This is a genomic window from Cellulomonas sp. McL0606 (genome assembly GCF_058248365.1).
Map to the genome: position 1 here is coordinate 869616 of NZ_CM177779.1, position 12733 is coordinate 882348.

Below are 12733 nucleotides of genomic sequence, written 5' to 3' on the forward strand. Positions count from 1 at the left end.
CGCGTCAGGCGCGCAGGCTGCGCAGTCGCGCCACCGCCTCCTCGAGGACGTCGTCGCGCTTCACGAACGTGAACCGGACCCACGAGCGCAACGCGTGGTCGACCGGCGAGCCGGCCAGGGTGAACGCGCTCACCGGGACGCCGACCACGCCCGCCAGCCCCGGGAGGTCGCGGCACAGCCGGGCGCCGTCGGCGTAGCCCAGCGGCGCGGCGTCGGCGAGCACGAAGTACGTGCCCTGCGGGCGCACCACCGCGAAGCCCGCGTCCAGCAGCCCCGTGCACAGCAGGTCGCGACGACGCGACAACGAGTCCGCCAGCTCGTCGATCCAGCGCGCGACCCCCGGGTCGGTCAGGGCGAACGCGACCGCCGGCTGGAACGGGGCGCCCGAGACGTACGTGAGGAACTGCTTGACGGTCCGGACCGCCGTGACCAGCCGCTCGGGACCGGTCACCCAACCGATCTTCCACCCGGTGAACGAGAGAGTCTTGCCGGCCGACGACACCGTCAGCGTGCGGTCGGCCATGCCGGGGAGCGTCGCGATCGGGACGTGCGTCGGACGGGCGCCGGCGTCGTCGCGCAGCAGCAGGTGCTCGTAGACCTCGTCGGTGAGCACGAGCGCGTCGTGCCGACGGGCGAGACGCGCGATCGCCTCGAGCTCGGTCGCGGTCAGCACCGTGCCCGTCGGGTTGTGCGGGGTGTTGACCAGGATGATCCGCGTGCGGTCGGTGACGGCCGCGGCGAGCGCGTCCAGGTCGAGCCGGAAGCCGTCGGGCGTCGCGCGCAGCGGAGCCGTGGTGTGCGTGGCGCCCGCCATCGCGATGACTGCGGCGTAGGAGTCGTAGAACGGTTCGAGCGTGAGCACCTCGTCGCCCGGCTCGGCCAGCGCGAGCACCGCGGCCGCGAGGGCCTCCGTGGCGCCCGCGGTCACCAGCACCTCGGTGTCCGGGTCCAGGTGCAGACCGTAGTGCGCGCGCTGGTGCGCGGCGATCGCCTGCCGCAGCACCGGGATGCCCGGCCCGGGCGGGTACTGGTTGGCACCGCCCAGGATCGCGTCCGCGGCCGCCCGGGCCACCGACGCCGGTCCGTCGACGTCCGGGAACCCCTGCCCGAGGTTCACGGCGCCGGTGCGGGCGGCCAGGGCCGACATCTCCGCGAACACCGTCGCGCGCGGCACGCCGTCGGCGCCGAGCAGTCCGGTGGCGCGGGCGACGGCCTGCCAACGAGCGTCAGTCATGCGGGCGAGGATATGTGCTCGGGGACGGGCAGCTCGCGGCGACGGGCTGCTGACGGGTGGGCGAGCCCAGGTCGACCGTGCGTCGAGCAGGACCCGCCTGCGCGGGCCCCGGAGCGCGTGCGCTCAGCTGCACCAGTCCGGCGGCGGCTGTGAAGCCCGCCGCCACGACCAGCCCGAGGGACGCCCATGCGGTCACGATCCACCACTCGACGTGGTGGCGTCGCAACTCGCGGTGCGCCTGACGATCTGCCATACATTCAAGATCGGCACGCACGCGGTTTCGTACAACATCCCGCGCCGATGCGGGGTCAATTCACCCCTTCGCAGGGCACCAAACCGCCCGAACACCGCGTTTTCGCCGGGTCGCCACGCGCCGCGGGGAGACCCGGCCCGGTGAGCGTCTCAGGCGCCCGCGCTGTTGAGCTTGTCGCTCAGGGCCGAGAGCTGGGTGGCCAGCGCGTCCAGGGCGTCCGCCGCGGACCCCGTCGCGGTGCTCTTCGCGGACTCGACCTCGGCCTGGGCGTCGTCGACCTTCTTCTTGGCGTCGTCGAGGGCCTTCTGCGCGTGCGCCGAACCGTTCGCCTTGGCGTCGTCGAGCGCGGTCTGCGCGTCCGTCACCGCGCTGCTCGCGTCGTTGACGGCCTTCTTGCCCGACCCGTCGAACGACTCGAGCTTGGCCGCGAGCTCGTTGGCCTTCGCCTTGGCCTTCGTCGCCGCGGACTCGGCCTCCTCGACCTTCGCGGACAGCTTGTGGGCGGCGGCGCTCGCGGACGCCGCCACGTCCTTGGCCTTCTGTGTGGCGCCGTCGATACCGGAGTCGGAGCACGCGGCAAGGCCGAGCGCCAGCGCGCCGGCGATCAGCGGCAGCGCGAGACGGGACAGCGGTCGGGAGGTCATCGGGGCGGTCATGCGTGGTTCCTCGGGGTTCACGTCGTCGAGCATCGCAAGAGCCAGAGACTACTGCGACTGCTGAGTGAATGGCGTCGACGACGGCGAGTCGCCGTGGCGGGTGGGCGCCACCCCGGAAACCCACCCGCCACGGCTGCTTGGAGACCGGGACCTCGCACGGGGATGGGCGAGGTCCCGGTCAGTTCTGGTGCTCGCGGTCAGACGAGCGACGCGTCGGGGGCGCGGCGAGCGCGAGCGTCCTGGATCGAGGTCCCGTAGTAGGCCGCGACCATGAGGTCCTTCATGTCCTCGATCATCGGCATCCTCGGGTTGGCCGGCGCGCACTGGTCCTCGTAGGCACCCATCGCGACCTCGTCGAGCCGGTCGAGGAACGCGGCCTCGTCGACCCCCTGTGCCTGGAACGACACCGGGATCCCGACCTTCGTGCGCAGCGCCTCGATGGCCGACGCGTACGACTCGACACCTTCCTGCGGGGTCGCCGCCGGCAGGCCGAGCATCACCGCGATCTGCTGGAACCGCTCCGGCGCCACATAGTGCTCGTACTTGGGCCAGCTGGTCAGCTTGGTCGGGATGCTGCCGTTGTAACGGATCACGTGCGGCAGGAGCGTCGCGTTGGTCCGGCCGTGCACCAGGTGGTGCGTCGAGCCGACCACGTGGGCCATGGCGTGCACGATGCCGAGGAACGCGTTGCCGAAGCTCATGCCGGCGATGGTCCCGGCGTTGTGCATCTTCTCCCGGGCGTCCTGGGTCGCCGGGTCGCTCGGGTCGCCGTTCACGGAGAGCGTGAGGTTGTCGAAGATCAGCCGGATCGCGTGCAGGGCCATGCCGTCGGTGAAGTCGTTGGCGTAGACGCTGACGTAGGCCTCGGTGGCGTGCGTCAGGGCGTCGAAGCCCGAGTCCGCCGCGAGCGACGCCGGCATCCGGGACGTGAGCACCGGGTCGATGATGGCGACCGACGGGGTCAGCGCGTAGTCGGCCAGCGGGTACTTCTTGCCCGCGTCCGGGTCCGAGATGACCGCGAACGGCGTGACCTCGGCACCGGTGCCCGACGTGGTCGGGATGCAGACGAAGCTGTGCGAGCCACCCAGGACGGGGAACTTGAACGCGCGCTTGCGCACGTCGAAGAACTTCTGCTTGAGGTCCGAGAACTCGATCTCGGGGTGCTCGTACAGCAGCCACATGACCTTCGCGGCGTCCATGGGCGAGCCACCGCCGAGCGCGATGATCGTGTCGGGGCGGAAGTGGCGCATCTGCGCCGCGCCGGCCTGGACGGTCTTGACGGACGGCTCCGGCTCGACCTGGTCGATGATCTGCAGCGCGACCTTGCTGGCGCGCCGGTTCAGGACGTCGATGATCTTGTCGACGAAGCCCAGGGTCGTCATGGTCGAGTCGGTGACGATGGTGACGCGCTCGACGTCCGGCATGTCGGACAGGTAGCGGATCGAGTTCGGCTCGAAGTACGTCTTGGCCGGGACCTTGAACCACTGCAGGTTGTTGTTGCGACGACCCACGCGCTTGATGTTCAACAGGTTCACCGCCGAGACGTTGTTGGACACCGAGTTGTGGCCGTAGGAGCCGCAGCCGAGCGTGAGGGAAGGGATGAACGCGTTGTAGATGTCGCCGATGCCGCCGAGCGACGACGGCGCGTTGACGATGATCCGGACGGCCTCCACCCGGGTGCCGAACCGCTCGGCGAGCGCGTCGTCCCGCGTGTGGATCGCGGCCGAGTGTCCCAGGCCGTCGAACTCGACCATCTGCTCGGCGAGCGTGATGCCGTGCTCGGTGCTCGTCGCGCGCAGCACCGCCAGGACCGGCGCCAGCTTCTCGCGGGTCAGCGGCTCCTGCGGTCCGACCGTGGGGACCTCGGCCAGGATGATCGACGTGTCGTCGGGGACCGTGAAGCCCGCCTTCGCAGCGATCCACTGCGGCGACTGCCCGACCACCGAGGCGTTCAGCTTGGCTCCGCCGCAGTTGGTGCCCTCGGCCGTGACGCCGAAGATCAGCTGCTCGAGCATCGCCTTCTCGGCGGGTGTCGCCAGGTAGGCGTGCAGCGTCTTGAACTCGGCCATCGCGGCGTCGTAGATCGCCTCGTCCAGGATCACGGCCTGCTCCGACGCGCAGACCATGCCGTTGTCGAACGCCTTGGACAGGACGATGTCGTTGATCGCCCGCTTCAGCTTGGCCGACTTCTCGACGTACGCCGGGACGTTCCCGGCGCCGACCCCGAGGGCCGGCTTGCCGCACGAGTAGGCGGCGCGGACCATCGCGTTGCCGCCGGTGGCCAGGATGAGCGCGACGCCGGGGTGCTGCATCAGCGCGGTGGTCGCCGCGATCGAGGGGTCCTCGACCCACTGGATGCAGTCCTGGGGTGCGCCGGCGGCGACCGCTGCGTCCCGCACGACGCGGGCGGCCGCCACCGACGAGCTCTGCGCGCTCGGGTGGAACGCGAAGATGATCGGGTTGCGCGTCTTGAGCGCGATGAGCGCCTTGAAGATCGTGGTCGACGTCGGGTTGGTCACGGGCGTGACGCCGCAGATCACCCCGACCGGCTCCGCGATCTCCGTGATGCCGGTGAGCTCGTCGTGCGAGATGACGCCGACCGACTTCAGACCCGCGATCGAGTTGGTGACGTGCTCGCACGCGAAGATGTTCTTGACGGCCTTGTCCTCGAACACGCCGCGTCCGGTCTCCGTCACGGCCAGCCGGGCCAGCGCTCCGTGCTGGTCGAGAGCGGCGACCGAGCCCTTCTTCACCAGCCGGTCGACGTCCTCCTGCGTGAAGCGCGCGTACTCGGCGAGGGCCACGGTCGCCCGCGACACCAGCTCGTCGATCGCGTCAGGCGCGTCGATCGCGTCAGGTGCGTCCAGTTCGGGTGTCTCGAGGTCGGGCTGCGATGTCGTGCTCTTGCGGGGGCGGTCCGTGACGGTCACGGTGGAGGCTCCTTGTCGATGCCGGGGTGGTGGCTGATGACATCGACGCTACGGAGCGGGTGGCGACCTGCGATAAAGGCAAAGGTCCCTAGTCGGGGGCGAGCTGCACACAGTCGTCAGGGGCCGGACGACCCTTCACGCCCGCACGCGCGACAACCACGACGACGACAGGCTCTCGTCCTCGAGGTCCAGCTCCCGCATCACCCGCCGCATGACGACCTCGTCCAGCTGCCCGGTGTCCCGCCACCGCATGAGGACGGCCCGTTGCGCGGACACGATCTCGCGCTGCAGCTTCTGGGTCCGCTTGCCCTCGGACGGGGTCGGCACGTTCGACGGGCTGACGGTCCGCAGCGCGCTGGTCACCCCGGAGACGGCCTCGGGTCGCAGCCCCTCGTCGGGCACGCTCGTCGGCGGTGGACGGGTCGAGCATCACCGCGGCGGCCGTCGCCCGCGCGCGCCAGGTCGAGGACAGCTTGTCGATCATCTCGTCGGCACCCGAGGTGCCCAGGGTGCGGCTCCAGTCGGCGCGCTGCTTCTCCAGCACACCCTGGACCGCGTCGGCGGTCGCCAGGCGCACCGCGGCCTCCTGCGCGGCGTCGCTGGCGGTCTCGTCGGCCGACCCGACCTTGAGCCGACGGATCACCCACGGCAGCGTGAGGCCCTGGACCAGGAGCGTCCCGATGGCCACGGAGTAGGCGACGAGCTGCAGGGTCGCGCGTTCGGGGAAGGGTGCGCCGTTCGACGTCAACGGGATCGCCGCCGCCGCCGCGAGCGTCACGACGCCCCGCATCCCGGCCCACGAGACCACGGCGGACTCGCGCGCGGACAGCGAGTCGAGCTCCGGCCGGTGCGACCCGCGCAGGCGCAGGTGGTCGAACCGCGCCGTCGCGAAGATGTACACGGGCCGCACGAGGATCACGGTGACCAGGACGCCGAGGGACAGCACGACGCCGTGCCGCAACCCCTGGTCGGAGGCGATCACGTCGCGGAACACCCACGGCAGCTGCAGGCCGATCAGGGCGAACGTGAAGGACTCCAGCAACAGGTCGACCGTCGACCAGATGGGCTCCTCGTACAACCGTGTCGCATAGCCGGCGCGCGGCGACGTGTGCCCCAGGTAGAGCCCCGCGGTCACCACGGCCAGGACGCCGGAGCCCATGACCTGTTCCGCTGCCCAGTAGGCCGCGAACGGGGTCAGCAGGCCGATCACCGAGGCGACGACGGGGTCGTCCAGCCGGAGCCGGACGTAGTTCACGACGAGCCCGATGACGAGGCCGACCGCCACCCCCACGACGACGGCGAGCCCGAAGACCGCGATCCCCTCGCCCAGGGCCCACGCGCCCGTGGCCACGCCCGCGATCGCGACCTTGTAGAGCGTCAGTGACGTGGCGTCGTTGATGAGGCTCTCGCCGGACAGCAGCGTCATCACCCGGCGCGGCAGACCGAGCCGGCGACCGATGGCGGCCGCCGCGACGGCATCCGGAGGGGCGACGACGGCGCCGAGGGCGAGGGCCGCGAGGATCGGGATCCCGGCGTCGTCGAGCCACCAGTACGCGAGGGCCGCGGCGAACGCCGTGACGAACACGAGCCCCACGCCGAGCCGCGTGATCGAGTTCAGCGAGGTGCGGAAGTCGCGGTACGAGCTCGACAGGGCGGCCGAGTAGAGCAGCGGCGGCAGGACGAACTCGAGCAGGATCTCGGGGCGGATCTCGTAGCGGGGGACGGCCGGCACCAGGGAGACAACGATGGCCACGCCGACGAGCACCAGGGGAGCCGGCCATCCGCGGTTGCGGCACACGGCCGTGACGGCGACGGCCACGATGACCAGGGCGAACACCTGGACGTGCTCCACGGCTGGCACCTCCCGACGACGTCTCTGGCGACCCTACAAGCGGGCCCTCGTCGTACGCTCGCCGAGAGCGACGAACAGGGAGGTGCACATGGGCACGGCACTGATCGTGGTCGACGTGCAGAACGACTTCTGCGAGGGCGGCTCGCTGGCCGTCACCGGGGGAGCGGCCGTCGCCGGGGCGATCTCGGCGTACCTCGCGCGGACCGGCGACACGTACGACGTCGTCGTCGCCACCCGCGACTGGCACGCCCCGCCGCCGGACACCAACGACGGCCACTTCGCCGCGGACGGCGACCCGGACTTCGTCACCACCTGGCCGGTGCACTGCGTCGCGGGCACCCCGGGCGCCGAGTACCACCGGCTCCTGTCGCTGCCCGCCGATGCGGTGCACGTGGTCAAGGGCGAGTCCCGGCAGGACTACTCGGGGTTCTCGGGCCGGATCGTCGGCCAGGACGGCGTGCGCCTGGCGGCCGCGCTGTCGGCCCGCGGCGTGACGCGGGTGGACGTCGTCGGGCTGGCGACCGACCACTGCGTGCGCGCGACGGCCCTCGACGCGTCCGCTGCAGGCTTCGGCGCCGCGGTGCTCACCGACCTCACCGCGGCCGTCGCCGCACCGACCGCGATCGCCGCGCTGACCGAGCTCGCGCGCGCGGGGATCGAGCTGACGACCTCGTCGTGACGACGGTCAGAGCCAGATCGTCGCCAGCCACACGAGCACGCCGGTCACCACCACGAGACCGATGTTCAGCCCGATGTTCTCCTTCTCGCCGCGCCGCAGGTGGAAGGTGGTCGCGGCGAGCTGCAGGATCAGCAGCCCGATCGCGGCCGCGAGGGCGAGCGCGGGAGCGATGCCGGTCAGCGGCGGCACGATCAGGCCGATCGCACCGAGCACCTCGGCGACGCCGATGGCGCGCACGGCAGGCATGGGCATGTCGTCGACCCAGTGCATCATCGGCTGCAGCTGCGCGCGGCTGCGCGCGATCTTCATGCCGCCCGACCAGAGGTACAGCAGCGCCAGCAGGCCGGCGATGATCCAGTAGGCGACGGTCACGTGGTGCTCCTCGGTCGTGGGGTGGGCGTGCGCGACGCCCGGGCAGGGTAGCCCGCCCGGGCGTCCCACGCTCAGACGGTCAGAACGTCATGACGACCTTGCCGGTGTCAGTGCGTGTGCCGGTGGTGCGCGTCCGGGTAGTGCTCGTGGGTGTGCGTCACCAGGTCGTGGGTGTGCGGGTGGCGGTGCCGCACACCGGGCGACAGGGGTTCGTCGTGCTGGTGCTCGTGATGGCCGTCGTCGTGCGTGTGCCAGTGCTCGTGCGTCACGGACGCGTGCGTGTGCTCGTGCCCGTGCCTCTCGCTGAGGTGCAGCCAGGTTCCGACCGCCATCAGTGCGCCTGCGAGCAGCAGCTGCCACGTGACCGGGTCGCCGAGCCCGACGGCCAGGACCGCACCGAAGAACGGCGCGATGGAGAAGTAGGCACCCGCGCGCGCGGTCCCGACGTGGCGGAGGCCGACGATGAAGAGCACCAGGCTCAGTCCGTACGAGACGAAGCCCAGGGACATCGCTGCTGCGGTGGTGGCGATCCCCGGGAGGGCGGCACCGAGTGCGAGGGCCACGACGAGGTTGGTCGGACCGGCGACCGAGCCCTTGACCGCGGCAAGCCAGGTCGCGTCGGTCAGCGAGACCTTGCGGGTCAGGTTGTTGTCCAGCGCCCAGCATGCGCACGCGCCGACGATCGCCAGCGCCGGCCAGATGCTGGTGACCTGCGCCTGTCCGGTGGGGATGGCGATGACGACGGCGCCGGAGACGATCGCGAGCATGCCCAGCACGACCCGACGCTCCGTGGACTCGCGAAAGACGACCCACGCGAGCACCGCGGTGAGCACGCCCTCCGCGTTGAGCAGCAGGGAGGCGCCGGACGCCGGCATCGACGACAGGCCGAACATCAGCAGCACCGGACCGGCGATCCCGCCGGCGAGCACGGCACCCGCCAGCCAGGGCACCTCCCGACGAGGAAGCCTGACTGCTGGCGCTCGGCGGATGCCACGCCAGATCCACATGCCCAGGCCCGCGCCGACGTAGAGCAGCCCGGCGAGCAGCCACGGGCTGACCTCGCCCAGCAGCAGCTTGGCGAGCGGCGCGCTCGCCCCGAACAGCACCGCGGACAGCAACGCGGCACGCACGCCGACGTTGCGCACTCCGCGGGACGTCTCGATCACCACTCCATCGTCGCCCACCTCGGAGGGTCGCGAGGCAGCCGGTGACCACGTGGCGACGAACGCGCGTCTACACGGCGTCGTTCTCCGAGCGAAGGACCGGCCGGTGTGGTCGTCGTCGACGGACGATCGACCCGACCCAGGCGAGCAACGCGACCCCGGCGAGGATCGCAATCGCGAGCAGGACCCCGTCGGACGAGGCGTTTGGCGACGAGGGTCCGCCGCCGACGGCGTCCGGCGGACCGTTCTCGTGGACGAGCATCGATGCCTGCTGCGCCTTGAGCTGGCGGAATGTGGGTGCGTCGGCCGCTGCTGCACCGAGCAAGGCCGATCCGGCGTCGTTCAGGGCCGAGATGGTCCGGTGGTCGCCGCTGATCGCGTACGCCTCCCCGTACCGGCCGTCCGTGACGATGATGGAGTCCGCCGGAAGGGCGTCGATCGCCGTCAGCTCCGTCGGGGTCCAGCCGCCGACGCCCATGATCGTCCCGTCGTTCTCGAGCGCGATCATCGACCACGGGGTGCCCGACTGGAGCTCGACGCTGAGCCACATCTCGCCCGGGTCGAGGGAGAAGTCCGCGTCCGTGAACCTCTCGGCGGTGGATTCCTTCGACGTCGGCTCCCAGTAGTAGAAGTACCCACGGGGCGTGCCGAACGACGCCGAGTCTCTGAGGGCGTTCATGGTCCGGACGTCCACCGCACCCGTCTCGTTGCTCGCACCCAGGCGCACGGCATCCTCGAACCCGGTCCCACCAGGCTCGAGCGCGGCCACGACGGCCGACGGTGGGGTGGGACTCGCCTCGCCGGCCCACGCGGCGGACGGCGCCAGCACGAGCACCGCGGCTACCGCGCCGCACAGGAGCGGGACCGAACGCATCGTCGTCGCCCCCTTCTGGCGTCCCTCGGCCGCCGGTCAGGCGCAACGTACGCCCGCCGGCGCCCGGTCGACAGCCCCGGAAGAGTGATGAAGCACCCGAGATCCGCGGCGTGCTCGGATGCTTGCCGCTGTCGTCGGCGAGCCATCTTCTGGTCGCGGTCGACGGTAGGTCCGGGTGCGCGGTGGCGCCTAGAAGGGCTTGCGGGCGCGGACGACGGCGCCATGCATGCCGTCCGCGACCTCGTGGGTGAAGCTGACCTCGGCGTCGGCGAAGCCGGCCAGCGCGAGTCCGTCGAGGTACTCGCTCCGGGACAGGGCGCCCGCGATGCATCCGACGTAAGAACCGCGCTCAGCACGTTGCTCGGCCGTCAGGTGATCTTCGGCGACGACGTCGGAGATGCCGACGCGGCCGCCGGGGACGAGCACCCGGAACGCCTCGGCGAGCACCGCAGTCTTGTCCGTGGAGAGGTTCACCACGCAGTTGGAGATGACGACGTCGACCTCCGCATCACCCAGCGGCAGGTCCTCGATGGTGCCCTTGAGGAAGGCCACGTTGGTCGCTCCCGCCCTGGTCGCGTTCGCGCGGGCCAGGTCGAGCATCTCGTCCGTCATGTCCACGCCGTAGGCGAAGCCGTCCGGGCCCACGCGGCGCGCAGAGAGGAGCACGTCGATGCCACCACCCGACCCCAGGTCCAGCACCCGCTCTCCGACCCGCAGCCGGCCACGGCCAACGGGTTGCCGCAGCCCAGCGAGGCCGCCAGCGCCTCCGCCGGGATGCTCACCGCGTCGGCGGCGCTGTACAGGCCGGCCCCGAACTTCTCGTCGACGACGATCGAGTCCGGAGCGCACACGCCCGCGCTGCAGCATCCCTCGTCGCCACCCTGCACCGCCGCCAGCGCATACCGCCGCCGCACCTGCTGACGCATGTCGTCCATCTCGACCGCCTCCTCACGTATCGACAACCGTCGATACGTAACCTGGCCCAATCCATCGACGTCTGTCAATATCGACAACCATGGATGTCTGCGCGAGACTGGGCCCATGCCGCTGGACCTGCTTCCCGTGATCGGCACGACCGACAGCGCCTGCTGCACCCCGCTCGCGCGCGCGCCGATCACCGAGCGGGCGTCGATGGACCTCGCGCGGACGATGAAGGCGCTGGCGGACCCGGCCCGGCTCCGGTTGCTGTCGCTCATCGCCGCGCACGAGGGCTCCGAGGCGTGCGTGTGCGACCTGATCGAGCCCGTCGGGCTGAGCCAGCCCACCGTGTCCCACCACCTCAAGGTCCTGGTCGATGCCGGCCTGGTGAGCCGTGACAAGCGGGGCGTCTGGGCGTACTACGCGCTCGTTCCCGGCGCACTCGACGCGATCACGCACCAGCTGGGCACGCATCTGACGGCGGGAGCCTCGGCATGACCGATGCGTCCGCACTCACGATCACGCCGCTCACGGCCGACCACTGGTCCGACGTCGAACGCATCTACGCGGACGGCATCGCGACGGGGCACGCGACCTTCGAGGCCCGACCGCCGACCTGGGAGGCGTTCGACGCCGGCAAGCTCGCCGACCACCGGCTCGTCGCGCTCGACGAGCTAGGCCGCGTCGTCGGCTGGGCCGCCGCCTCGGCCGTCTCCGACCGCTGCGCCTATGCCGGCGTCATCGAGCACTCGGTGTACGTCGCCCCCGCCGTCCGGGGCCGCGGGACCGGTCGACGCCTGCTCGAGGGCCTGCTCGCCAACGCCGAGCGACGCGGCGTCTGGACCGTGCAGTCCGGCATCTTCCCCGAGAACATCCCCAGCCTCGCGGTCCACGCTGCGGTCGGGTTCCGGGTCGTGGGCACGCGTGAGCGGCTCGGCCAGATGACCTACGGGCCGCTTGCCGGCCGCTGGCGCGACGTCGTCCTCGTCGAGAAGCGGCTCTGACCTCCCGGGTGGTTGCGCTTCGGGCTGCCAACGGTCGCCGTATCCATCGCGCTCTGCATCCCGCACGTCCCGGTGCGGTAGCCCTGAGCGTCCACCTCGGGGCCGACGCTCACCACGGTCAGCCCGACGGCGAGCTGCAGGCACCCACGCTAGGACGCTCGTCCGTGAGGCACCTGCCCGAGACGACCCACCGCGTCGAGCGCCGCGACCAGCAAAGCGCGCAGGTCGGTGCTGCCGTCGCGCGCGTACCAGTCCTCGACGGCGGCCGTGAGGGCCGCGATCAGCGCGCGGGCCTGGGCCCGTGAGGCCAGGTCGTCGGCAGGAAGCCCCCGAGCGGCGGCGGTCCGCGAACCCAGGGCGTCCCCGAGCGTGTGACCGACCATCGCGAACGCCGCTGCCAAGGCCGGCTCCGCGGTCAGGAGACGCAGCTGCGTCATCGCGCGCCGACCGTCGGCGGCGGTCGCCGCCACGTCCGGCAGGTCGGCGACGGTGCGCCGGGCTGCCTCGAGCAGGCCGTGCTCGGCCGCCAGGGCGACCATGGTGTCGATCGCGGCGATGTCGCGCGGGTCGTAGGCGACGAGCATCTCCTTGGTGCCGAAGTAGCGGTACACCGTCCGCTCGGCGACGTTCGCGGCGCCGGCGATCTCGGCCACCGAGACCTCGGCGTAGCCGCGGTCGGCGAACAGGTCGAGCGCGGTGCGCTGGATCTGCACCATCGCCGCGACGCGCTTGCGCTCCCTGAGTCCCGTCATGCCGCCCCTCGAGGTTCCATCGGATCGTTTCGTGCAGTTACTGTCA

Annotated in this window: 12 protein-coding genes and 1 pseudogene; 3 read left to right on the forward strand and 10 right to left on the reverse strand. The window is 71.4% G+C overall.

Going from position 1 to position 12733, the window contains the following annotated elements:
• Nucleotides 1-4: 4 nt before the first annotated feature.
• The 5 genes from AC38ZX_RS04490 to AC38ZX_RS04510 form a co-directional block, all read right to left on the reverse strand.
• On the reverse strand, nt 5-1234 hold the full coding sequence (locus AC38ZX_RS04490; RefSeq protein ID WP_491296482.1) for a pyridoxal phosphate-dependent aminotransferase: 1230 nt from the start codon (nt 1232-1234) through the stop codon (nt 5-7).
• On the reverse strand, nt 1227-1430 hold the full coding sequence (locus tag AC38ZX_RS04495; protein WP_491296483.1) for a hypothetical protein: 204 nt from the start codon (nt 1428-1430) through the stop codon (nt 1227-1229). The genes AC38ZX_RS04490 and AC38ZX_RS04495 overlap by 8 nt, the downstream gene beginning before the upstream one ends.
• A gap of 206 nt (nt 1431-1636) precedes the next feature.
• Nucleotides 1637-2176 carry a hypothetical protein gene (locus tag AC38ZX_RS04500; protein ID WP_491296485.1) on the reverse strand — a complete coding sequence of 180 codons (540 nt, stop codon included), beginning with the start codon at nt 2174-2176 and terminating at the stop codon, nt 1637-1639.
• Between the two features lie 164 nt (nt 2177-2340).
• Nucleotides 2341-5010, reverse strand: coding sequence for a bifunctional acetaldehyde-CoA/alcohol dehydrogenase (gene adhE, locus AC38ZX_RS04505; RefSeq protein WP_491297299.1), 2670 nt, complete (start codon nt 5008-5010; stop codon nt 2341-2343).
• 151 nt (nt 5011-5161) lie between these two features.
• Nucleotides 5162-6925 carry a cation:proton antiporter gene (locus tag AC38ZX_RS04510; RefSeq protein WP_491296487.1) on the reverse strand — a complete coding sequence of 588 codons (1764 nt, stop codon included), beginning with the start codon at nt 6923-6925 and terminating at the stop codon, nt 5162-5164.
• Nucleotides 6926-7013: 88 nt separating this feature from the next.
• Between AC38ZX_RS04510 and AC38ZX_RS04515 the strand changes: the two genes are divergently transcribed.
• Complete coding sequence (locus tag AC38ZX_RS04515) at nt 7014-7604, forward strand: isochorismatase family protein (RefSeq protein WP_491296488.1); 591 nt, start codon at nt 7014-7016, stop codon at nt 7602-7604.
• Between the two features lie 6 nt (nt 7605-7610).
• Here AC38ZX_RS04515 and AC38ZX_RS04520 read toward each other — a convergent pair whose 3' ends face one another.
• From AC38ZX_RS04520 to arsM, 4 genes and pseudogenes are all read right to left on the reverse strand, one after another.
• The gene (locus AC38ZX_RS04520) at nt 7611-7976 is read right to left on the reverse strand and encodes a DoxX family protein (RefSeq protein ID WP_426594658.1); all 366 of its coding nucleotides are present in this window, start codon (nt 7974-7976) and stop codon (nt 7611-7613) included.
• A 107-nt stretch (nt 7977-8083) separates the two neighbouring features.
• Nucleotides 8084-9142, reverse strand: coding sequence for a DMT family transporter (locus AC38ZX_RS04525; protein WP_491296489.1), 1059 nt, complete (start codon nt 9140-9142; stop codon nt 8084-8086).
• Nucleotides 9143-9209: 67 nt separating this feature from the next.
• Nucleotides 9210-10013, reverse strand: a complete 804-nt coding sequence (locus tag AC38ZX_RS04530; RefSeq protein ID WP_491296490.1) for a hypothetical protein — start codon at nt 10011-10013, stop codon at nt 9210-9212.
• 189 nt (nt 10014-10202) lie between these two features.
• Nucleotides 10203-10948 (reverse strand): annotated as a pseudogene (gene arsM / locus AC38ZX_RS04535) (arsenite methyltransferase).
• Nucleotides 10949-11054: 106 nt separating this feature from the next.
• Here arsM and AC38ZX_RS04540 point away from each other — a divergent pair.
• Together AC38ZX_RS04540 and AC38ZX_RS04545 are read left to right on the forward strand one after the other, a co-directional pair.
• Nucleotides 11055-11429 (forward strand): metalloregulator ArsR/SmtB family transcription factor, encoded by a 375-nt coding sequence (locus AC38ZX_RS04540; protein ID WP_491296491.1) that lies wholly within the window; start codon nt 11055-11057, stop codon nt 11427-11429.
• A complete protein-coding gene (locus tag AC38ZX_RS04545; RefSeq protein ID WP_426594667.1) occupies nt 11426-11935 on the forward strand; it encodes a GNAT family N-acetyltransferase in 510 nt (169 codons plus the stop codon). Before AC38ZX_RS04540 ends, AC38ZX_RS04545 begins: the two co-directional genes overlap by 4 nt.
• Before the next feature lie 149 nt (nt 11936-12084).
• Here AC38ZX_RS04545 and AC38ZX_RS04550 read toward each other — a convergent pair whose 3' ends face one another.
• Nucleotides 12085-12687 (reverse strand): TetR/AcrR family transcriptional regulator, encoded by a 603-nt coding sequence (locus AC38ZX_RS04550; protein ID WP_491296492.1) that lies wholly within the window; start codon nt 12685-12687, stop codon nt 12085-12087.
• Between the last annotated feature and the right edge of the window lie 46 nt (nt 12688-12733).

Excerpts from the sequence above, each read along its gene's own strand:
- AC38ZX_RS04490 (WP_491296482.1), bottom strand. The coding sequence starts at position 1,234 with ATGACTGACGCTCGTTGGCAGGCCGTCGCCCGCGCCACCGGACTGCTC.
- AC38ZX_RS04500 (WP_491296485.1), bottom strand. The coding sequence starts at position 2,176 with ATGCTCGACGACGTGAACCCCGAGGAACCACGCATGACCGCCCCGATG.
- AC38ZX_RS04515 (WP_491296488.1), top strand. The coding sequence starts at position 7,014 with ATGGGCACGGCACTGATCGTGGTCGACGTGCAGAACGACTTCTGCGAG.
- AC38ZX_RS04530 (WP_491296490.1), bottom strand. The coding sequence starts at position 10,013 with ATGCGTTCGGTCCCGCTCCTGTGCGGCGCGGTAGCCGCGGTGCTCGTG.
- AC38ZX_RS04540 (WP_491296491.1), top strand. The coding sequence starts at position 11,055 with ATGCCGCTGGACCTGCTTCCCGTGATCGGCACGACCGACAGCGCCTGC.
- AC38ZX_RS04545 (WP_426594667.1), top strand. The coding sequence starts at position 11,426 with ATGACCGATGCGTCCGCACTCACGATCACGCCGCTCACGGCCGACCAC.
- AC38ZX_RS04550 (WP_491296492.1), bottom strand. The coding sequence starts at position 12,687 with ATGACGGGACTCAGGGAGCGCAAGCGCGTCGCGGCGATGGTGCAGATC.